This window comes from Mucilaginibacter sp. P4_D1 (assembly GCF_056401935.1).
Map to the genome: position 1 here is coordinate 1 of NZ_JBFUIJ010000050.1, position 19,429 is coordinate 19,429.

The window sequence follows — 19,429 nt, forward strand, 5'->3', positions numbered from 1 at the left end:
ATATTGTTCGCTTTTATGCAAAAGTTTGTGTAAAAATTCTTGTCGGATGCTGTGAATTGATAGGCTGCGCCATAAAAATCTTTCCAGCCAGGATGGTTGCTTTCAAAGGCATCATAAAACGGGTTTTTAAGGTCRCGCTTTAATATTGGTTGGGCGTTTTTAAAATTGATAAAAAAAGCCACGTTGCTCCGCTCGGCGAGCAAATTGTCAAACTGGTTATACTGTTCGGTTTTACTGATGAATTTACGGTTGATATAGGTATCGGTATAACTAATCAGTTCTGATGAGGATGCCGCCAGCACCAGGTAGTTATCAATAATCATGAAATAGGGTTTCCTGAAAATACTGAAGGCATCGCCCAGTAAAAAGAACGGTAACTTTTCATAATTAAACTGCCCTATATGGTCGCTCACCATGGTGCTGATGTTAGTCATCAAAGGCAATAGCTTCGATCCGTCTTTAACAGTAATAATGGCAAATTTTTCCTGGTAGCGGGTAGTTACTACGGCAAATTCGTTACTTAACAAGGGTTCAAATTCTGTTTTTAAGAATAAACCGGTTTCTTGTCTTATTTTATCAAATAGCTTACCTTTTTCGCTGTTTACGCCTGCCTTAATGTGCCATTGCGATAAGTCGGCCTCAAACTTTTGAGGGTCGGAAACGGCGAAACAAATGCTATAGGCCGTAGTTGCCGGGAACATATCTTTTAAATGGTTGATAACCGGCTGTTGCCTGGTGAAAAGGTTTAAATAGCTGTAGGTATGGCTGTTTAAGCTGGTTAGCCCGTTAAACATTAAAGCATCGTTTTTGTAATTTATACTGAGTGCGGCCACGGCCGGTAATAAACGGAAGCTTTTAAAAATGTCGGTGTTTTTGTTTTTAAAAAACTCGTCAAACAATGGAGATAGCTGCCCGTAATTGATGTATAAATTGGCCAGCGAGTTGGCGTTCTGCTGTTCGGGCAGGGGTACAAATATGGTTTTGCTTTTATCGCTTTTATATAGTGCGCTTTGGTTGATTAAAGCTTTTGAAAAACTACCCACAACAATATTATCCTCTTTTTTAATAAGGTAAAAGTGCTTGTTAATGGCTTTTACCAAAACGTCATATTCAAGCCCAAAAGCATTGTGGTTTACAGCTATTGAAAGGGCTCCTTTTGATTGTGCGGCTATCAGGTTAAACGAGTTTGGCTCAAAACCTACAGATGCAGTTGTAGTTACCAATAATCCGATATCGTCGCTATCGGCAGGATGAACGGAAATAAAGACATTTTGGCCCGAAAAAAATTGATCCGACAAAGCCGAGGACATCAGCAACTTACGTAAAGTATCCAGGTCGCTTAATTTTTGTTTGCCAACAACGGCAGCCAACAGGTGGTTGCCATTAAAAATATCATAAAAACCTTTCTCGTTATTAAATTCAAATACAGCTACAGCGTTATCGGGGATGCTCTGCATCACCTGGTTGTTGCGTACTCCGGGCGGGTTTAAATTTTTAAAATATACAACCGTTATAAATACAGTGGCAGCCAGTAAAATTATGGTGGTTACTATCAGTCGTCTCATAGCGGTTTGCTTTACAAAGATAGAATTTTACCCTGCGGCATTAAAGTAATACTTTCAATTGGTTAACTTAGCTTTTTATATCTGCATGAACAAACAAATAATCGTCACCGCTTCGCTTTTAGGAATGCTGGCCGTAATAACCGGGGCTTTTGGGGCACACGGGCTTAAAGCAGTTTTGCAACCCGGCCAGTTAGAGGTTTGGCATACCGCCGTACAATATAATTTTTACCACGTATTTGCCCTGCTTTTTCTATCTACCTTTAAAGAACCAAAGGGGAAGCTGATTAAAGCTGCTTATTACCTGTTTACCTTCGGAATAATATTTTTTTCGGGATCATTATATCTGTTAAGCTGCCGCGATATCATAGGCTGGAGCTGGCTGATATACATGGGGCCAGTAACGCCATTGGGCGGCCTGCTGTTTATTTTAGGCTGGCTGATGATGGCGATAGCTGCCTTGGGCGATAAAGTTAAATAGAGTCAAGAATTAAGAGTCAAGAATCAAGAGAGGAAACAGGTGCCATTTAGATTGGGATTCTTAACAAGCATTAACAAACAAGAATTTAAAGTTTATCATCAAGAATTCAGACAAGAAATAGACCAGGGTTGTCTTGATTCTTGACTCTTAATTCTTGACTCTACTAAAACAAAATGTTGGAGTTTACCGAATTTGAGCATACCGATCGTAAAACACTTTTTGTAGAGGTGATTTTGCCGCTGTCTATCTCAAAAAATTACACTTACCGTGTACCATTTGAAATGAACAATGCTATTGCCATAGGCAAAAGAGTAGTGGTGCAATTTGGTAAAAGCAAGCTTTATACAGCCGTTATAAAAGAAATAAGCGAGCTGGCCCCCGAGAAGTATGAAGCCAAGTATATTATTGAAGTATTGGATAACCTGCCGGTGGTTACGCCGCACCAATTGCACTTTTGGCAATGGGTGGCCGATTATTACATGTGCAACGTAGGGGAGGTAATGAATGCTGCGCTGCCAGCCGCCCTGAAACTGGCCAGCGAAACCAAAATAGAGCTTAATAAAGAATTTGATATTGACCGGAGCGCACTGCACGATAAAGAGTTTTTAATTGTGGAGGCGCTGGATATCCAACCGGAGCTAACCATAAGCGACATAGCTAAACTGTTGGGCCAAAAAACAGTTATGCCTATTTTGAAGCTGATGTTTGAGAAAAATCTCATCCACATTAGTGAAGAGGTAAGCGAGCGTTACAAGCCCCGCAAACGTACGTTTATCACCTTAAACCCGGTTTATAACAATCCCGATAACCTGCGCGAGCTATTTCCGATACTGGAAAAACGCGCGCCTAAACAAGCCGATGCCTTACTGGCATACATCAAACTGTCGCGCACCCAAAAGGCTGTCACCAAAAATGAACTGATTGAGGAGAGTGGGGCGGGAGAATCGAGTATAAAATCACTCATAGAAAAAGAAATTTTATTCGCGGTTGAAAAGAATGTAAGCAGGCTCCATTTTGAGGAAGATTTAGATGCCATCACCAACTTTGACTTAAGCGAGCAGCAAACAGAAGTGCTGGAAAGCATCGGGCGGCAATTCCTCGAAAAAGATGTTACGTTGCTGCATGGCGTAACTTCGTCTGGTAAAACACAGCTTTATATTAGGCTGATTGAGGAGATGATGCGCAACGACAGGCAGGTGCTTTACCTGTTGCCCGAAATTGCGCTTACCACCCACATCATAGAACGGTTGCGCATTTATTTTGGAGCCGACATTGGGGTATACCACTCCCGTTTTAATGATAACGAGCGGGTAGAGGTTTGGCAAAAAGTACTTAATAACGATTATAAGGTGATATTGGGTGCACGGTCATCCTTGTTTTTGCCCTTTAATGWCCTGGGATTGATCATTGTTGACGAGGAGCACGAAACATCATACAAACAGTTCGATCCTGCTCCCCGCTACAATGCGCGCGATGCTGCCATATTTTTGGCCGGCATGCACCATGGCAAAGTTTTGCTGGGTTCGGCCACGCCTTCGTTTGAAAGTTATCATAATGCTAAAACCGGCAAATATGGCTTTGCAGAACTTACAGAACGTTTTGGAGGGGTAGAGTTGCCTAATGTGGAAGTTGTAAGTATAGCCACCGAGACGAAGCAAAAGACCATTCAATCACACTTTACCAGCGTATTGATGGCCGGGATAACCGAAACTTTGGCTAATAAAGAGCAGGTTATCCTGTTTCAGAACCGGCGCGGTTATGCACCGGTGCTGATGTGCAAAATTTGCGCCTTTACACCCAAGTGTATCAATTGCGATGTAAGTCTTACTTATCATAAAAGCAGTGGCAAGCTGCACTGCCATTACTGCGGTTACAAGGAGGATTCGCCATCTATTTGCCCGGCCTGCGGATCTACCCACCTGGAATACAAGGGTTTTGGTACAGAGAAAATTGAGGATGAATTAAGCCTGCTGCTACCCGATGCACGTATTGCCCGTATGGACCTGGATACCACCCGTGCACGCAATTCGCTGCAAACCATTTTGAACGATCTGGAAGAAAAAAAGATAGATATACTGGTAGGCACCCAAATGGTAGCCAAAGGGCTCGATTTTAGCGACGTTACCTTAATCGGGATCATTAATGCAGATAGCTTGCTCAAGTTTCCGGATTACCGCGCTAACGAGCGCAGTTTCCAGATGTTGGCTCAGGTAAGCGGCCGGGCCGGGCGCAGGGGCAAGCAGGGTAAGGTGGTGATACAAACTTATGATCCGTTCCATCGCATCATTAAACAGGTGATAGCTAATGATTACAGCGATTTGTACTACACAGAAATGGCCGAGCGTAAAAGCTTCAAATACCCGCCGTTCTACCGCATTATTAATTTAGACATCAAACATAAAAATCCCGAAATACTGTATAACCAGTCTGTTTACCTGGCCAATGAGTTACGCAAACACTTTGGCGAAAGAGTAATCGGTCCTGAGTCGCCGTTGATAAGCCGCATCCGTAATTTTTATATCAAATCTATTATGCTAAAGTTTGAAAAGGATGGGATTTCCATTGTAAAGGCTAAGGCGATACTGAAGGATATGATTGTACAGTTTCAGACCACTAAGCTGAGTAAGGGAAGTATTGTGCAGCCGGATGTGGATCCCTACTAAACACGATTTACAGGATTAGGCAGGATTTACAGGATTTTTTTGATTTGTAGATTTGGTTAGATTGGTTTTTGACTTGCTTTTGGTTTGATTAGTTTCTTGTTGTACATTCTTTTAAATTCTAAACTAAGCCCTCCGAAATTTATGAGTAATCCATCTGCTAAGCTATACGCTTCAAGATAATTGATAGTTTGTGCTTTGTACAGATCATTAATTGTGTCAACGGCTTTCAATTCTAACATTATGCATTCTTCTACAAAAAAGTCGGCCCTTCTGTTTCCTACTAATTCGTTCCGGTAAAAAATTGATATTTCTTTTTCTCTTTCAAAGCGAAGGCCACCCAATTTCATTTCAATTGCTAATGACCTTTGATAAATGGCCTCCTGAAATCCGCTGCCAAGTGTGTTATATACCTGCATGGCACAGCCAATGATTTTATGGGTCAATTCGTTAATTGCCTGTGTTGACTTTGTAGACATGACAAGGTTAAATATTTTTACTCAAAATAAACAAAACCACCCCATCCAAACTAATAAAATTTGAAAAAAATCCTCCCTCGTCTCGCAAATCAAAAAAATCCTGTAAATCCTGCTTAATCCTGTAAATCGTGTAAAAGATTTCCTGCTAACAGTTAACCAATTACCCTTAACCCATAAATCCCTGCTCCAAAATCACCAAAATCCTGCTAACTTTACTGTGTAATGGCTCAAAAGTACATCGATAATTATCGCGAAAAAGGTGCCCGTAAACGGCTGGTTGATTTGTTGGAGAAAAAGGGGATCCAGGATCAGGAGGTGTTAAAAGCAATTGGTACCGTACCCCGCCACTATTTTTTTGCCGAAACTTTCTGGAACCAGGCTTACAAAGATATTGCCTTCCCGATAGGTGAAGGGCAAACTATTTCACAGCCCTATACCGTAGCCTATCAAACGGAGCTACTCCACATCCGCAAGGGCGATAAAGTGCTGGAAATTGGAACAGGATCTGGCTACCAAACCTGCGTTTTGTTAGAGATGGGCGCCACTGTTTACACTATCGAACGACAGGAAAAACTTTACGAAAAAACAAAATATGTATTGCCCGAAAAAATGGGCTACAAAGCGCATTTCTTCTGCGGTGATGGCTCTATTGGCATAGCTCAACATGCTCCATATGATAAAATTATTGTAACTGCCGGTGCCCCCACAGTACCCGATGTATTGTTAAAGCAGTTGAAAATTGGCGGCATTTTGGTAATCCCTGTTGGCGATGAAGATACCCAAAAAATGGTAACCATCCTGAAAGTGGCTGAGCATGATTATGAAAAAATTGTGCTGGATACCTTTAGGTTTGTGCCGCTGGTAGGGGATAAGGCCTGGTAGAACGGCGAAGCCCCCTAACCCCCTGAAGGGGGAACTTTTGATTTGCATGTTTATAAAAAAAGCGGACGAGGTATATAAACTTCATCCGCTTTTTGTTTTTACTCCCCCTTTAGGGGGCCGGGGGGCTTCGCCTCCTACCTCTTCATCGCTCTGTCCATTTCAATTTTGGTATCACGCTCTTTCATGGTATCCCGCTTATCAAAGGTTTTTTTACCTTGTGCTAAACCGATTTCTAATTTGGCAAATCCGCGCTCACTAATGAACAGTGCAAGAGGGATAATGGTTAAGCCTTTTTCTTCACCGCGGGTGAGGAGTTTTTTGAGCTCTTTTTTGTTGAGCAGCAGCACACGATCACGTTTGGCTTCGTGGTTGTAGAACGAGCCGTATGAATATTCGGATATGTGCAGGTTGCGCACATATAGCTGATTACTGATAAATGTGCAAAAGGCATCATTAATATTGGCTTTACCTTCGCGGATGGATTTAATTTCGGTACCCAGTAATTTTATGCCGGCCGTGTATTTATCCAGTACGTGGTATTCAAAGTAAGCTTTTTTGTTTTTGATGTATATTTTATCCTCGGCCATTGTATTCAGATGTAAAGCTTGCAAACTTACAAAAAAATAACCCGCTCTCTATCTTACTTAAATGGCGAAACCTTTTGATTGTTTTTGTAATCCTCCCCTGAAGGGGAGGATTAAGGTGGGTCTATGCTTTTTGTGGCTTCACAATCAACACCGGTACATTAACCTTATGCCGAACGGAGTTTACGGTTGTTCCAAATATCAGGTCTTTTAAAGCTTTGTGCCCGTGCGAGCCCATTACAATAAAATCTATCCCGTTTTTATTTACAATATCGGCAATGGCATCGGCGGGGTTACCAAAGCCAATTTCCCCCTCGGCTTTGTAGCCTAATTTTTTCATGGCCTGCACGTATTTATCCAGGTTGTCAAAATCGCTTTGGGTTTCGTTGTCCATTACCTGGCCTCCGTAATAGCGGGCCCCGGCAGTTTCTACTACGTGTATGAGGGTATAGGTAGCGTGTTTACCACCCTGCATAATGGCATGGCGCATACAGTCGTTATCGTTTTTCGAAAAATCAATGGTGATGGCCAGGTGTTTGTATTCAACGGCATCCAGCTCATTAATTGCATTTGCAATACCGTGCGGCACGTAGATGGGGGTGTCGGCATGTTTATAAAGCATCGGTCTTAAAAATACATAAACCAGCAGTAAAGCTATGCCGATAACTATCGGCACAACAAAAATATAAATGTATAAATCAGCCTGTGGGTTGCCTTTCAGCCAGTCGCCAATTTGGTCATATACCAGCTTGGCATTAAGGCCAACTATGAGTACAGCACTTGCCCAGGCTAATATTTTTACTTTAAGGCTGATAGCAAAATTTCCCATCCGCTTTTTATCGGATGTGAAGTGTATTAACGGAATAACCGCGAAACCAAGCTGAAGACTTAATACTACCTGGCTTAAAATAATCAGGCTGCCCAAAGCATCTTCGCCAAAGTAAATAATAGTAAACACCGCAGGCACTATAGCCAATACCCTGGTCAGTAAGCGGCGCAGCCAGGGCTCAATCCGCAGGTTAATATGCCCCTCCATAATAATTTGCCCGGCAAGGGTACCCGTAATGGTTGAGCTTTGGCCCGAAGCAATAAGGGCGATAGCAAACAATACAGGCGCTATCCGGCCAAATATATGTTCCAGCAGTTTATAGGCATCCTGTATTTCGGCTACCTGGAAATAACCATTTTTAAAAAAGGCGGTAGCTGCCAGGATTAATATGGCAGCATTTACAAAAAATGCAAGGTTTAGCGCTATAACGGTATCAAACAGGTTGAATTTTATGGCCGATTTAAAGCCCTCTTCGGTACGGGTAATTTTACGGGTTTGCACTAACGACGAGTGTAGATACAGGTTATGCGGCATTACCGTAGCGCCAATGATACCGATGGCTATGTATAGCATTTGCTGGCTCACTGCATCATTTTTAAACAAGTTACTGGGAATAAATCCTTTGGCAACATCCATTACATGTGGCCCAACAATAAACATCTCTACCAGGAACGAAACACCGATGATAAAGATCATCGAAATAATAAAACCCTCCAGCTTGCGCATGCCTTTGTTCATCAAATAAAGCATCAGCACTGTATCAGTTATGRTAAGCGATACGCCCCAGATAAGCGGTAAATGGAATAGCAGCTTTAAACCAATGGCCATGCCGATAATCTCGGCCAGATCGCAGGCTATAATGGCAACTTGGGCCAATATATACAGCCAGAAATTTACAAAACGAGGGTAGGCGTTTTTGGACGCCTGTGCCAGGTCGAGCCCGCGCACTATGCCCAGCCGGGCGGCCAGCGATTGTAGTAATAACGCGATGAGATTTGAAGCGAACAAAACCCAGATGAGTTTATAGCCAAAGGCGCTTCCTCCGGCAATATCGGTTGCCCAGTTGCCCGGATCCATGTAGCCAACGCTAACCAGGTAGGCGGGGCCCAGGAAGGCCATTATTTTGCGCCAGCCTGTCAGGCTTTCCGGGTTAACCGAACCGTGTACGTTACCTAAAGAATGATTATCGTTTGTTTGAGTTTTGCTCATAGGGCTATCAGTAAATTATTGGCAACCTCGCGGCTAATGTGTACTTCTTTATCTGTGTCGAGTTTTAATGCTACCGAATGATCATATTCGATGATATCGGTAATGGTTATTTTTTTGCCGATGGTGAGCTGCTGCTTTTCCAGGTATTGTAAAAATGGCGATGTATGGTCGCGCACTCCCGAAATTACCCCGCAATCGTTAATTGTTAATGCCGAAACCGGCTTAAGCTCGGCCGACTTAAATTTGCCGTTGCAATCCGGTATCGGGTCGCCATGCGGATCGTGTTTTGGGTGGCCCATAAATTCGTCAAGCCGGTCAATCAATTCTTCCGACGAGATATGTTCCATCTCTTCGGCCATATCATGTACCTGGTCCCATTTAAAGTTCAGTTTCTCAACCAAAAAATATTCCCAAAGCCTGTGTTTACGGATAATGCCAATGGCTATCCTTTCGCCGGCAGCCGTAAGGCTTACACCCTGGTAGCGGGTATAGTTAATAAGCGCTTTATCCGCCAGCTTTTTCAGCATATCTGTTACCGATGAAGCCTTGGTATTTAACGATGCAGCAATTTGATTGGTGCTGGCCATTCCGGCATCAGTTGCCAGGTGGTAGATGCATTTTAAATAGTTTTCCTCGGCTAACGTGTTCATTTATACAAATCTAATAAAAAATTTAGACTAATCTAAAATATGAAGAGTTGAGAAATATATTTTTGTTTTACTCGTTTTAATTGAAATTTAATTTCGTGAAATGCGGAATATATTATATTTGCAACACTATGGGCGCTGAATTAGATAAAATAGACTTACAGATACTGAAGATATTACAGGAAAATGGAAGGATAACCAACCTTCAATTGTCCAACGAAATTGGCCTTTCGCCGGCACCAACGCTTGAGCGTGTGCGTAAGCTGGAAAATGCCGAATACATTAAAAGTTATCATGCCCTGGTTGATGAAGAAAAACTGGGCCTGGGCATCAAAACCTTTATCCAGATTTCGTTAGATTTTCATCAAAAAAACACCATCCAAACTTTTTTAGATGAGATAAAAAATATTAAAGAAGTAACCGAGTGCCACCATGTAACCGGCCAGTGCGATTTTTTGCTGAAGTGTTACGTGCGCGACATTAAATCATACGAGCAATTGATCATGGAGAAAATAAGCCGCATCACGGTTGTAAAAACCTTCCAAACCATGATGATCATGTCGACCAGTAAAAAGGAGCCGATAGTGCCGCTGGAGTATTAGCCCCCCGGCCCCCTAAAGGGGGAGTTTACAGTTATAAGGCCTGTCTCATTAACCATGAAACAGGCTTTCTTGTTCATGCAATTCAGAAGTTCCCCCTTCAGGGGGTTAGGGGGCTAATTTGCCAATCAATCTCTTTCTTTCCTTCTTTTCTCAATATCTCATTTGTTTTTGAAAACGGCTTGCTGCCAAAAAAACCCCTGTCGGCCGAGAAGGGCGAGGGATGGGCGCTTTTAATGATGAAGTGTTTTTTATCATCAATCAGTGCAGCTTTTGATTGGGCAAAGGCTCCCCAGAGTATAAATACGATGCCTTCTTTTTTATCGGATATAGTTTTAATAACCTCGTCGGTAAATTCTTCCCAGCCCTGTTTTTGGTGCGAGCCTGGTGTGCTTGCCCTAACGGTTAATGTGGCGTTCAATAGCAATACGCCTTGCTTGGCCCATTCCTCCAGGTTTCCGTGTGTTGGGATGGTGAACCCTGGGATATCGGTTTTTAATTCCTTGTAAATATTGGATAATGACCGCGGTATAGCAATTCCTTTTTGAACAGAAAAGGATAGCCCGTGTGCCTGGTGTGCGCCATGATAAGGATCCTGCCCCAGGATAACCACTTTAACATCATCAAAATGGGTGGTGTTAAAAGCGTTAAAAATGTCGGCATTTTTGGGGTAAACTATTTGTCCCGATTCTTTTTCCTTTAGCAGAAATTGTTTCAGTTTTATCATGTAGGGCTTGTCAAACTCGGGTTGTAAAACCGCCTGCCATGATGGGTCTAATGAATTAGCCATAAATATTTTAATAGATGTTGATTTAGCGTACAAATAAACAGATATTTGCGCTTAATATATAGTAAAGCAAATTATGTCAAATATAGTTCGGTTAGTAGTAGCGTGTGTATTCTTTGGCGCAGCCGTTGCGCTTTGTGCTTTTGGCTTTTGGGGCTGGGGGATTTTAGTATTGTTATTTGGTGGTATTTTACTGTTAAGCTTCTTTTTTAACGAAAACATGATCCTGGCGCAATATTTTTTGCGTAAAGAGAATTCTGAAAAAGCGGAAGCCTGGTTATTGAAAATTACCGACTACGAGAAACAATTACATAAAAATCAACATGGGTATTATAACCTGTTGATAGGTTTAATTGAATCGCGCAAGGCGCCAATGAAATCTGAAAAATATTTTAAGAAATCGTTGCAACTGGGCATGAAAATGTCGCATAATATAGCATTGGCTAAATTAAGCCTTGCAGGTATCTCGATGGCAAAACGCAACAAGCGCGAGGCGCAGATGTATTTATCCGAAGCGTCAAAAGATGATAAGAATAAACTACTTACCGAACAGATAAAAATGATGAAAGGCCAGCTGGCTCAGATGGATAAACAGGTTGTAAGAGGCGGATATCGCCAGTTTTAATCCGGATTGTGGGTAGATAGAATAAAATCAAAGAAAAAAAGATAAAAAATAAAAGGGACCCAAAACTGGGTCCCTTTTATTTTTCGTCAATAGCGCTAAAATAGTCGGCTGTGGCAGAGTGGTTTTGATAGGGGTGGATTATGCGGTCGCTATATGAAAACTCGCTTTCGTCGCTTGGGTTGGCCACTTCAACCATCTTTAATAAACTCCTGATGAACGACAGGTTAAAATTACTCCTGTTTAGTTTTATCAGGTATTCGTTTTCGGTGATCTCCAGAATTGAATTGGTCATGATGTTTGTATATTATGTTTATTACAATTATACCCAATATTATTAAGTTTCAGATTGTATTTGCTTTAAGCTTTCATTAACAAATTGTTATGGTAGCTGACCGTTCAATTTTTATACGGTTGAGTTTTGGCGATATAATATATTTATAAAGACTTTTTATMTTTATAAGTAAATGACCAAATCGGAACTTATTGAGTGCATTACCAGCATTGTAGGCAAACCAAAAGTGCTTGAACTAAGCCGGATATTGAAGGCACAGCAATTTGCATTACGCGATTTGATTGATATTACCTTTCACCCGGATAAAGCCGTCGCGTTTAGGGCGGTGTGGATATTGGAAAATGTTTTTTTGACAGATCCAGAAAGCTACCTGCCCGATCTGGAGTACATGATATCGCGTATTAGCGAAGTGAAGAATTCGGGCTGTATGCGGCATTATGCCAAAATAATTATGCACATAACAGATGCCACGGTGCCCGCATCTTTAAGATTGAAACTGGAGAAAATTAACCTTGAACCGGTTGTAGAACAACTTTTTGATTGGATGATAAACCCAAAAGTAAAGGTTGCCGTAAAGGTATTTGCAGCTTATGCGCTATATAATTTAAAAGATTCATTCCCCTGGGTTAAGGACGAGCTTAGCGCCCAAATGGAGTTTTTAATGCGCAACGGCAGCGCAGCTATTCAGGCAGGTGGGAAAAAAATATTGAAAGGCTTGTAGATGTTTAAACTACAGATGTGCAGATTTCAAATTTCAGATGTGCAGATGGATGAGCTTCGGAATATGGAAATTTTAAATGTGCAGGTGATCGAATCGAAAGGCTTCATCTGCACATCTGTAATTCGCATATCTGCACATCTATTACGCATGCGGTCTATCTTCTCCGTGCAAATTGTGGCTCACCTGGCCGTGGCGTAGTTTGGCGTGTATGGCAGACGAACTATCATCAGCGTATGTGCCATAGGCATTCACCAGTACACCTTTAAGGTTATATTTTGGCGATGACACTGCATATACTATCGACATATCATCGGGATTGCTGGCGCCTTCAAAACGGTAAAACTCGTCAATTATAAAATCGTCGGCACCCATATGAATTGCCTGGGCTTTATCATCTATTGTGTCGCCTTCCAGGCTAAGGTTGGCTGTATATCCGCGTTTGAAAAGATCATTGGTGGCATCAAGCAGGCTTTCGTAATTTTTCATGGTGGTGATGTTTTGTTTAAGTAACAGCGTTTGATAATACGCGTATTTGTGTAACCAATGAACTATTGATGTTGTTTTGATTTAATGAATAATAAGCCCCCAATAATTCTATATTAAAACAAAATGTCTCATTACATTTAAGTAACGAGACATTTTGTTTATTTGAGATTATATCCTTTTTAAGAGTTTGTAGTGCGATTTTATTGAGCTTTAGCCAGCCACAGCGAAGCATTTAAATGCAAGGCCGGGTGCGAAGTGTACCCTGATGGCGCATCGCCCGACCATCCGTTAAATAAGCTGTCGTTAGTATCGCCTGTGCCGTCATCCGCAGGTGAGCTATCACCAATAAATACAACCCTGCCACTGCCGTATGTTGCTAAAAGTGCCATTGCATTGGCAGTACCGCCATTACTAGCACTGTTGCGCCAAAATAAACCCTGTACACTTGAATTATTTGCAGGGTACAAGGTAGCGGTCGAGCCGTTATAGAAAGCCAGTTTTGAAGCCGTGCCAGCCGCACCGTTTAATACTATCTGCGCATTGGTATTGGTGCCTGTATAAACATTGGTTGAAGGGCCTTCGCTGATGTCAACGTAATTGATATTGAAGCCAAAAGGATTATTGTTATTGATGCTGTTGTTGGTCATCAAATCGTTCCATACACGGGGCGAGTCGTAGCCGTCTCCGTCTCTGTCAGACGGGTTGTAGCCATTGGCATCGGTACCAGCAGTTGTAGCTGCGGTGTGGTCGGCTATCATAAACAAACCGCCGCCGTTGGCAACAAAGTTCATTAAGGCAGTTTTCTCTGCAGCAGTGAATAAACGGTTGGGCTCAACAACCACAAATACATCATAATTGCTCAAATCCTGCGCGTTTGCGGTACCATAGGTAATGGCTGTCCCGCTTGGCAATGATTCTACCAGTTCGCCACGTTTTACCAGTTCGACAGCCCATGACGAAATAGCGCCTTTCCAATATGTTTCGGCAGTGCCCGAAGTAATGCCTGTATATGATGCCGTTGGGATGCGTTGTGCTTTAGTTTCAACGGTGGTGCCACCGGTATAAAGTGGCACGCTTTCGGTGCCATCGGCATCAATCTGCCAATCGGCACTGCCTGCATTTTCAAGATGGCTGGCATCAAACAGGAATTTTTTGCCCGTAAGTACGGTGCCGCCGCCACCCGTGCCGCCATTATCGTTTATAGTGATGTCATCGATATCTACACGGTTGGTGCCACCGCTTAATTTGCGGATTTCGATACGTGCAGTACCGGTTACACCGGTGATTGTAAAAGTTGATAAGGTTAAGGTTGAAGTAGAGGTGATGGTAGATCCGGCTTGTGTCCAGCTGCTGCCGCCGTTTACCGAATAAAAAAGCCCCCATGTGCTTGCGCCATCGGTGCCGTAGGTGCCGCTTTTTACGGTAACGGTGCTAATGCCGGTGGTAACATCAAACAACATGGTAATTTTACCTGTATTGCGGATGCGTGCTGCCCATGAGCCTGCTTTTAAATCGCCGGATAGGTTGCCAATTAAAGCATCATATAAATTCCATGAGTTGMCCGATAGTGTAACGTTATCGCCACTGCTCGATCCTGTGGGCGATACATCATAAGCCGTTTTTGGGCTTGTTGAACCAACCTCGAACCCCTGGGTAAGTGACACCGCTTCGGTTTTCAGCTTTGTTGTGTTTTGGGTTGCTGAGGCATTTTGAGCGGGCAAACTGCCGTTTTTTTGGCAGCCGCTCATAAGCGCACCGGCAGCCATCAAGGCAGCAAAAAGCAGCCTTACATTGGTAAGTTTTAGCATAGTGTGTTTTTTAGGTGATTAATGTATAAGTATATGTTTATTAACTGTGTGTCAAACTTGGTGATTATTATGTAATTAACTATTGCTAATATATTAACTTATTGTTAAATGTGGTTGATTAAGTTGGATTAGGTTGATTGAGTGAGTGGTTGATTTAGTTGAATTAGGTTGTTTATCTTGAATTTCGCCAGGTTAGTATAACTGGCCTGTTTTTAGTTAGCCCTACACGTATTTAAGTAATCATTTACTATATTTACGCATGCTCAACCACGAGATCATAGTCAGCATAAAAAATAAGGCCAGGCATGGTTTGCTGGCGTTTACTTTATTGTTGAGCTTTTTTGCAATCTCGGGTTACATAAGTAATAACMGGCCGGAAACAGGGCCGGTAAATAGCGAGGCCCTGGTCATTAGAGAAACTGCAGGCCGGCGGGGCTTAAGCTACAAAAGGGCTTCCATGGCTTTTTGTGGCAGAACTGTTGTTTATTTAGTTGCAAAAGAAAACCCTGCCGCCCGGATTTCTGTTTATAATAAAATCATTGTCGGTAGATATGTGCATTTAAAGCATCTTTTTTTAGTGCATAAAAGCATTACCAATTTTCAAGTTATCCCGCTTTTACATCCTGCCGATCAGGAATATCCTGCTATCGCTTAGTGCCTTCCAGTTTATCCATTTAATGGAATAAGTAAAAATTTCTTACCCGCTTAACACGCCTCAGCGTTTGTTGAGCACATTGCTATATGCATGAAAAAGCTAAAAAAGCTGCTCAGGCTTGTTTGCCTTGGCCTGTTTTTATTATTGGCTATAACCGGTATTTCTATTGCCGGTGCAGCCCCGATACTTGCCAAAAACGAAGAACGTTTTAATGATAACGAAATCCTGATTGAAATGGTTGATGAAAAGAAGAAGGACGAGGAAAAGTTGTGAGTATCAAATTAAATGTAATAAAGCAGTAGTGTGATCACCCATTTCTATAAAGGGTTAATCTCGTGGTAAATAAACGCCAGATAAGAAAGCCAATAGGTGCGGCTAATACGACCTGTGGCTGGTTATATGGATAGTCACAATTTCGGGAAAATGGCCTTAAAGCGGCAGAGCCGTGGGTAGCTTTTATAGGCTGGCCGCGGGCAACTCAATTATAAACTCTGTAAATTCCCCTTCCTGCGTTTGTATGTTAATTTTGCCGCCATGCCCTTTTACAACAATATCATAGCTTAATGATAAACCCAGGCCGGTACCTTCGCCTGTTGGCTTTGTAGTAAAAAACGGCTGCATAATTTTGTCTTTAACCTGCTCGGGAATGCCTACACCATTATCTTTTACAATAATTATAACAGCGCCATCTTTTTTCATGGTGATTAAGTCAAGCGTTGGTTTGTAATTCGCGTCCGCTTTCTTTTGCTTTTGCTGCAGCGCATAAAATGCATTGTTGATGATGTTAAGCAGCACGCGCCCAATATCCTGCGGGATAATGGTTATTTTAGGCAGATTTTCATCAAAGCTCGTTACCAGGGTGGCGTTAAATGATTTATCCTTGGCGCGCAAACCATGGTAAGCTAAACGAAGGTATTCATCGGCAAGTGCATTGATATCTGTGAGCTGTTTGTCGCCCGAGTTATTACGCGAGTGTTGCAGCATGTTTTTTACAATAGCATCAGCGCGCTTGCCATGATGTAGTATTTTTTGCAGGTTTTGTTCAATATCACCCGCAAGCGCCGCGGCATCGTCTGTATTCCCGGCAGCAAGTTCCTCTCTCATTTCGGCAGATAGCTCAATACTTACCTCACTAAAATTATTTACAAAGTTGAGCGGGTTCTGAATTTCATGGGCTATACCGGCGGTAAGTTCGCCCAGCGAAGCAAGCTTTTCCGACTGGATAAGCTGCTGCTGGGTAGTTTTTAATTCGGTCACGGTATCGGCCAATTGATCGCGCTGGGCTGTTATCTCTTCGCTCTGTTCGCCTAATGCCTGGTTGGCCTGGCTCAATTCGCGGGTTCGTTCATTTATTTTTTCTTCCAGTAAGCGGTTCTCTTCTTTTAAATGCTTTTGGCGATAGTTGATATAACTATAACCTGCAAGCACCAACGCTACACTATAAAGCACCCAGGCCCACCAGGTTGACCACCACGGCGGCGTAATAACAATCCCGATACTGGCACCCGTATTATTCCATACGCCATCGCTATTAGCGGCTTTTACATGAAAGGTATAATTGCCGGCGGGCAAATTTGTGTAAGTAACGCTGCGTTGGGTGCCGGCATAAATCCATTGCTTATCATACCCATCCAGCTTGTAGGCGTAGGTGTTTTTAGTTGGATCATCGTACTGCAGGGCCACATAGTTAAACTGTACCCTGGTTTCGTTATATGCCAGCTTAATTGTTTTACGCCCAAAACATACCACCTGGGTTGCCATTTTTTCGTCGGCAAGCGGATCGTTATACGTGATGCTTTCCAGGTGTACCATTGGCGGGTAGGGGCTGTCGTCCAGGTCGTTCGGATTAAAAACCGCGTAGCCATTACGCAGCGTGAAACCAAAACGACCACCCGGCAGCCTGGTTAAAATAGATAAGCCTCTGCTTGCATCGTTATTGGCCAGTACGTTACTGATATCAAAATTTCTGATGCTCCAATTTTTGGGGTCGATGCGCGAAAGGCCCCTTTCTGACAGCATCCAGATACGGCCTTTATCATCTTCATTTATACCCACTTCGGAGTTAAATAACAAACCCGAACTTTCATCAAAATGCTTTGTCCAGTTACCTTTATCCCTGTCAAATACAAAAAGGCCGGTTAAATAAGTGGCAACCCAAAGCCGCCCGGCCTTATCTTCAAAAATATCATTCACACAATAAATCTTCCGGTTGCCGGAATTAAAGTATGACGTGAATTTTTGCGTTTTACGATCGAACCTGTTTAACCCACCATTATTGGTACCCACCCACAAAATACCTTTGCTATCTTCAAATATCGAGAGCACATGCTCGTCATCAAGCTTACCATCGTTGTTACCCGTTGCGTACGATTGGCTTTTGCGGTACGGGTAATGCTTAAACTTTTTTGTTTTAGGATCAAACGAACTTACGCCACCATCATAGCTGTTACCTAACCATATAAGCCCGGTATGATCCTGGTAAGAGGTTGTTATGTAATTATCTGCAATAGATGTTGTATCGGCGGGATTATGTCCATACGTTTCGTGTTTGCCTGTCTTGGTGTCAAATATCATTAAACCACTGGCTGAGCCGGCATATAACAAGCCATCTTTGCCGGCTTTGGCTATATGATTAAAGCTGCCGCCGGCATCGGGCGAATAAAGCTTGATAAACTGATCTTTTATGTGGTCCCATTTATAGATACCATGCTCGCCGGTTGCCCAGCTAAATTCATTGGTTGCCGGCGAGATACTCAAATTTTCGGGATATTGGTTTGGCTTGGCGGGGTCATATTTATATACTTTGAATGCGCTGCGGGCATAATTCAACCTGTCGGCCCCTGCTGATCTGAAACCAACCCATAATACATCCGTATGATCAACCAGGCCCGTTATGGCATAATTGGAAGCCAAAGCGCCGGGGTTGGTACTGTTGGCTGCATATCTTTTAAACTGTTTTGTTGTAGTATCAAAATATAACATGCCCACCTGAGACGAAATCCAAAAATTACCGTTCCTGGTTTCGTAAAAAGACACAAGGTTATTTGCACCTTCCGCTTTTGTGTCGTCGCCCGTTACATAACTGCTAAACCTGCCCGTTTTTCTGTCAAGCTTAATTAAGCCCTGCTCGGTGGCAATCCATAGCTGCTGTTGCTTATCTTCTTTAATGGCGTTTATATAGGCATTTGGCAAGCTATCCGGCAGTTTAGACGGTACATATTCTTTCAGGGAGTTATTGCGCATGTCAAAACGCGACAGGCGCAAATCAATGTTATGCCCATGAAAGGTATTCATCCACAAAATTCCGGGTTGCGATGGAGCCTCGTATATGGGGTTGGCGCCGCGTTGCTTCGCGGTATCTGTTTGCGTCATGTAGCCYTTTAAAGGCTTATTGGGGCCACTGTACTTGTAAAAACCATTGGTTGTGGCAAACCAAACATCTCCCGAGGCGGTTTTCAGGATTTGTGAAACATAGTAGGCATTTAAATAATGTATTCCCTTTTCCTTATCGCCAAAAAACTCAAATTTGTTTTGTTTAACAGCGTATTTAACCACCATCGACCGGCCACCGTACGTGAAGGCGTTGCCCCAGATGTTATCATGATCATCGGCTACGGCAATTATCAGGTTAAAAATGTGTTTATCAGCCGGTAAAATAAACTGTTCAAAAGTATCCGAATACCTGTTATACCGGAATAAGCCATTGTTAACAGCCGTTGCCCAGATGGTATTATTTTTATCGATAACTATACTTTCGATATTGGTTACCGGGTCTTTGTTCAGCTTGGCCGATCCGAGGTAGTAAATTTTGGACCGGTAACCATCATAACGTACCAGCCCGTTTTGTGTACCAATCCAAATATAGCCCAGGTTATCTTCCAATATCACCCTGGCTTGCCCTTCGGGCAAACCTTTTTTTACATCAAAATGGTCGAAATAAATGTCCGGCTTTTGGGCATAAAGCCTTGTAGCCGCATGGAGCGTAAAAAAAATCAGGATAAATTTCAGGTAGCTGTTTTTCATGCAATCAAAAAATCGTTCTTTTAAAGGCCCGGTTGCTGTAGTATGTTGCTATAAAAATAATGAAGTTTTAATTGCTTGCTGGTTTATTATGGCACAAATT

The 19,429-nt window shown here is 42.5% G+C and carries 18 protein-coding genes; 8 read left to right on the plus strand and 10 right to left on the minus strand.

The window, feature by feature from the left end; translation table 11 throughout:
- On the minus strand, window positions 1-1,565 hold a 1,565-nt coding region (locus AC1DV1_RS26880; protein ID WP_477366265.1), incomplete at its 3' end, for a hypothetical protein.
- An 85-nt stretch (window positions 1,566-1,650) separates the two neighbouring features.
- Between AC1DV1_RS26880 and AC1DV1_RS26885 the strand changes: the two genes are divergently transcribed.
- Together AC1DV1_RS26885 and priA are read left to right on the plus strand one after the other, a co-directional pair.
- A complete protein-coding gene (locus tag AC1DV1_RS26885) occupies window positions 1,651-2,043 on the plus strand; it encodes a DUF423 domain-containing protein (RefSeq protein WP_477366268.1) in 393 nt (130 codons plus the stop codon).
- Window positions 2,044-2,216: 173 nt separating this feature from the next.
- On the plus strand, window positions 2,217-4,706 hold the full coding sequence (gene priA, locus AC1DV1_RS26890; RefSeq protein ID WP_477366271.1) for a replication restart helicase PriA: 2,490 nt from the start codon (window positions 2,217-2,219) through the stop codon (window positions 4,704-4,706).
- Window positions 4,707-4,762: 56 nt separating this feature from the next.
- Here the strand turns inward: priA and AC1DV1_RS26895 are convergent, their stop codons facing one another.
- Window positions 4,763-5,182: a GxxExxY protein gene (locus AC1DV1_RS26895; protein ID WP_477366275.1), complete on the minus strand. Its 420-nt coding sequence runs from the start codon at window positions 5,180-5,182 to the stop codon at window positions 4,763-4,765.
- A gap of 222 nt (window positions 5,183-5,404) precedes the next feature.
- Between AC1DV1_RS26895 and AC1DV1_RS26900 the strand changes: the two genes are divergently transcribed.
- Complete coding sequence (locus tag AC1DV1_RS26900; RefSeq protein WP_477366278.1) at window positions 5,405-6,064, plus strand: protein-L-isoaspartate(D-aspartate) O-methyltransferase; 660 nt, start codon at window positions 5,405-5,407, stop codon at window positions 6,062-6,064.
- 134 nt (window positions 6,065-6,198) lie between these two features.
- On the opposite strand, the gene smpB is transcribed toward AC1DV1_RS26900, so the two are convergent.
- From smpB to AC1DV1_RS26915, 3 genes are all read right to left on the minus strand, one after another.
- On the minus strand, window positions 6,199-6,651 hold the full coding sequence (smpB, locus tag AC1DV1_RS26905; protein ID WP_184543504.1) for an SsrA-binding protein SmpB: 453 nt from the start codon (window positions 6,649-6,651) through the stop codon (window positions 6,199-6,201).
- A 121-nt stretch (window positions 6,652-6,772) separates the two neighbouring features.
- Entirely contained in the window at window positions 6,773-8,686 is a 1,914-nt protein-coding gene (locus AC1DV1_RS26910) for an Nramp family divalent metal transporter (RefSeq protein WP_477366281.1), read from the minus strand.
- On the minus strand, window positions 8,683-9,336 hold the full coding sequence (locus AC1DV1_RS26915) for a metal-dependent transcriptional regulator (RefSeq protein WP_477366284.1): 654 nt from the start codon (window positions 9,334-9,336) through the stop codon (window positions 8,683-8,685). Before AC1DV1_RS26915 ends, AC1DV1_RS26910 begins: the two co-directional genes overlap by 4 nt.
- Window positions 9,337-9,464: 128 nt before the next feature.
- On the opposite strand from AC1DV1_RS26915, the gene AC1DV1_RS26920 reads away from it, so the two are divergent.
- On the plus strand, window positions 9,465-9,935 hold the full coding sequence (locus AC1DV1_RS26920; RefSeq protein ID WP_090649916.1) for an Lrp/AsnC family transcriptional regulator: 471 nt from the start codon (window positions 9,465-9,467) through the stop codon (window positions 9,933-9,935).
- 97 nt (window positions 9,936-10,032) lie between these two features.
- On the opposite strand, the gene ung is transcribed toward AC1DV1_RS26920, so the two are convergent.
- The gene (ung, locus tag AC1DV1_RS26925; RefSeq protein ID WP_477366287.1) at window positions 10,033-10,722 is read right to left on the minus strand and encodes a uracil-DNA glycosylase; all 690 of its coding nucleotides are present in this window, start codon (window positions 10,720-10,722) and stop codon (window positions 10,033-10,035) included.
- Between the two features lie 73 nt (window positions 10,723-10,795).
- Here ung and AC1DV1_RS26930 point away from each other — a divergent pair, with 73 nt between their 5' ends.
- Window positions 10,796-11,344: a DUF2892 domain-containing protein gene (locus AC1DV1_RS26930; protein WP_477366290.1), complete on the plus strand. Its 549-nt coding sequence runs from the start codon at window positions 10,796-10,798 to the stop codon at window positions 11,342-11,344.
- Window positions 11,345-11,420: 76 nt separating this feature from the next.
- On the opposite strand, the gene AC1DV1_RS26935 is transcribed toward AC1DV1_RS26930, so the two are convergent.
- Entirely contained in the window at window positions 11,421-11,636 is a 216-nt protein-coding gene (locus AC1DV1_RS26935) for a hypothetical protein (protein WP_090649923.1), read from the minus strand.
- Window positions 11,637-11,808: 172 nt separating this feature from the next.
- On the opposite strand from AC1DV1_RS26935, the gene AC1DV1_RS26940 reads away from it, so the two are divergent.
- Complete coding sequence (locus AC1DV1_RS26940) at window positions 11,809-12,357, plus strand: hypothetical protein (RefSeq protein WP_477366293.1); 549 nt, start codon at window positions 11,809-11,811, stop codon at window positions 12,355-12,357.
- Window positions 12,358-12,498: 141 nt separating this feature from the next.
- Here the strand turns inward: AC1DV1_RS26940 and AC1DV1_RS26945 are convergent, their stop codons facing one another.
- Window positions 12,499-12,843, minus strand: coding sequence for a phosphoribosylpyrophosphate synthetase (locus AC1DV1_RS26945; protein ID WP_477366296.1), 345 nt, complete (start codon window positions 12,841-12,843; stop codon window positions 12,499-12,501).
- Between the two features lie 200 nt (window positions 12,844-13,043).
- Window positions 13,044-14,651 carry a hypothetical protein gene (locus AC1DV1_RS26950; RefSeq protein WP_477366299.1) on the minus strand — a complete coding sequence of 536 codons (1,608 nt, stop codon included), beginning with the start codon at window positions 14,649-14,651 and terminating at the stop codon, window positions 13,044-13,046.
- A gap of 457 nt (window positions 14,652-15,108) precedes the next feature.
- On the opposite strand from AC1DV1_RS26950, the gene AC1DV1_RS26955 reads away from it, so the two are divergent.
- Together AC1DV1_RS26955 and AC1DV1_RS26960 are read left to right on the plus strand one after the other, a co-directional pair.
- Window positions 15,109-15,306: a hypothetical protein gene (locus AC1DV1_RS26955; RefSeq protein ID WP_477366302.1), complete on the plus strand. Its 198-nt coding sequence runs from the start codon at window positions 15,109-15,111 to the stop codon at window positions 15,304-15,306.
- 90 nt (window positions 15,307-15,396) lie between these two features.
- Entirely contained in the window at window positions 15,397-15,579 is a 183-nt protein-coding gene (locus tag AC1DV1_RS26960) for a hypothetical protein (RefSeq protein ID WP_477366305.1), read from the plus strand.
- 183 nt (window positions 15,580-15,762) lie between these two features.
- On the opposite strand, the gene AC1DV1_RS26965 is transcribed toward AC1DV1_RS26960, so the two are convergent.
- Window positions 15,763-19,329, minus strand: a complete 3,567-nt coding sequence (locus AC1DV1_RS26965; RefSeq protein ID WP_477366308.1) for a two-component regulator propeller domain-containing protein — start codon at window positions 19,327-19,329, stop codon at window positions 15,763-15,765.
- Window positions 19,330-19,429 lie beyond the last annotated feature (100 nt).

Coding starts and splice junctions, on each gene's coding strand:
- AC1DV1_RS26885 (WP_477366268.1), top strand. CDS start 1,651: ATGAACAAACAAATAATCGTCACCGCTTCGCTTTTAGGAATGCTGGCC.
- AC1DV1_RS26895 (WP_477366275.1), bottom strand. CDS start 5,182: ATGTCTACAAAGTCAACACAGGCAATTAACGAATTGACCCATAAAATC.
- AC1DV1_RS26900 (WP_477366278.1), top strand. CDS start 5,405: ATGGCTCAAAAGTACATCGATAATTATCGCGAAAAAGGTGCCCGTAAA.
- smpB (WP_184543504.1), bottom strand. CDS start 6,651: ATGGCCGAGGATAAAATATACATCAAAAACAAAAAAGCTTACTTTGAA.
- AC1DV1_RS26915 (WP_477366284.1), bottom strand. CDS start 9,336: ATGAACACGTTAGCCGAGGAAAACTATTTAAAATGCATCTACCACCTG.
- AC1DV1_RS26920 (WP_090649916.1), top strand. CDS start 9,465: ATGGGCGCTGAATTAGATAAAATAGACTTACAGATACTGAAGATATTA.
- ung (WP_477366287.1), bottom strand. CDS start 10,722: ATGGCTAATTCATTAGACCCATCATGGCAGGCGGTTTTACAACCCGAG.
- AC1DV1_RS26930 (WP_477366290.1), top strand. CDS start 10,796: ATGTCAAATATAGTTCGGTTAGTAGTAGCGTGTGTATTCTTTGGCGCA.
- AC1DV1_RS26935 (WP_090649923.1), bottom strand. CDS start 11,636: ATGACCAATTCAATTCTGGAGATCACCGAAAACGAATACCTGATAAAA.
- AC1DV1_RS26940 (WP_477366293.1), top strand. CDS start 11,809: ATGACCAAATCGGAACTTATTGAGTGCATTACCAGCATTGTAGGCAAA.
- AC1DV1_RS26945 (WP_477366296.1), bottom strand. CDS start 12,843: ATGAAAAATTACGAAAGCCTGCTTGATGCCACCAATGATCTTTTCAAA.
- AC1DV1_RS26955 (WP_477366302.1), top strand. CDS start 15,109: ATGGCTTTTTGTGGCAGAACTGTTGTTTATTTAGTTGCAAAAGAAAAC.
- AC1DV1_RS26960 (WP_477366305.1), top strand. CDS start 15,397: ATGAAAAAGCTAAAAAAGCTGCTCAGGCTTGTTTGCCTTGGCCTGTTT.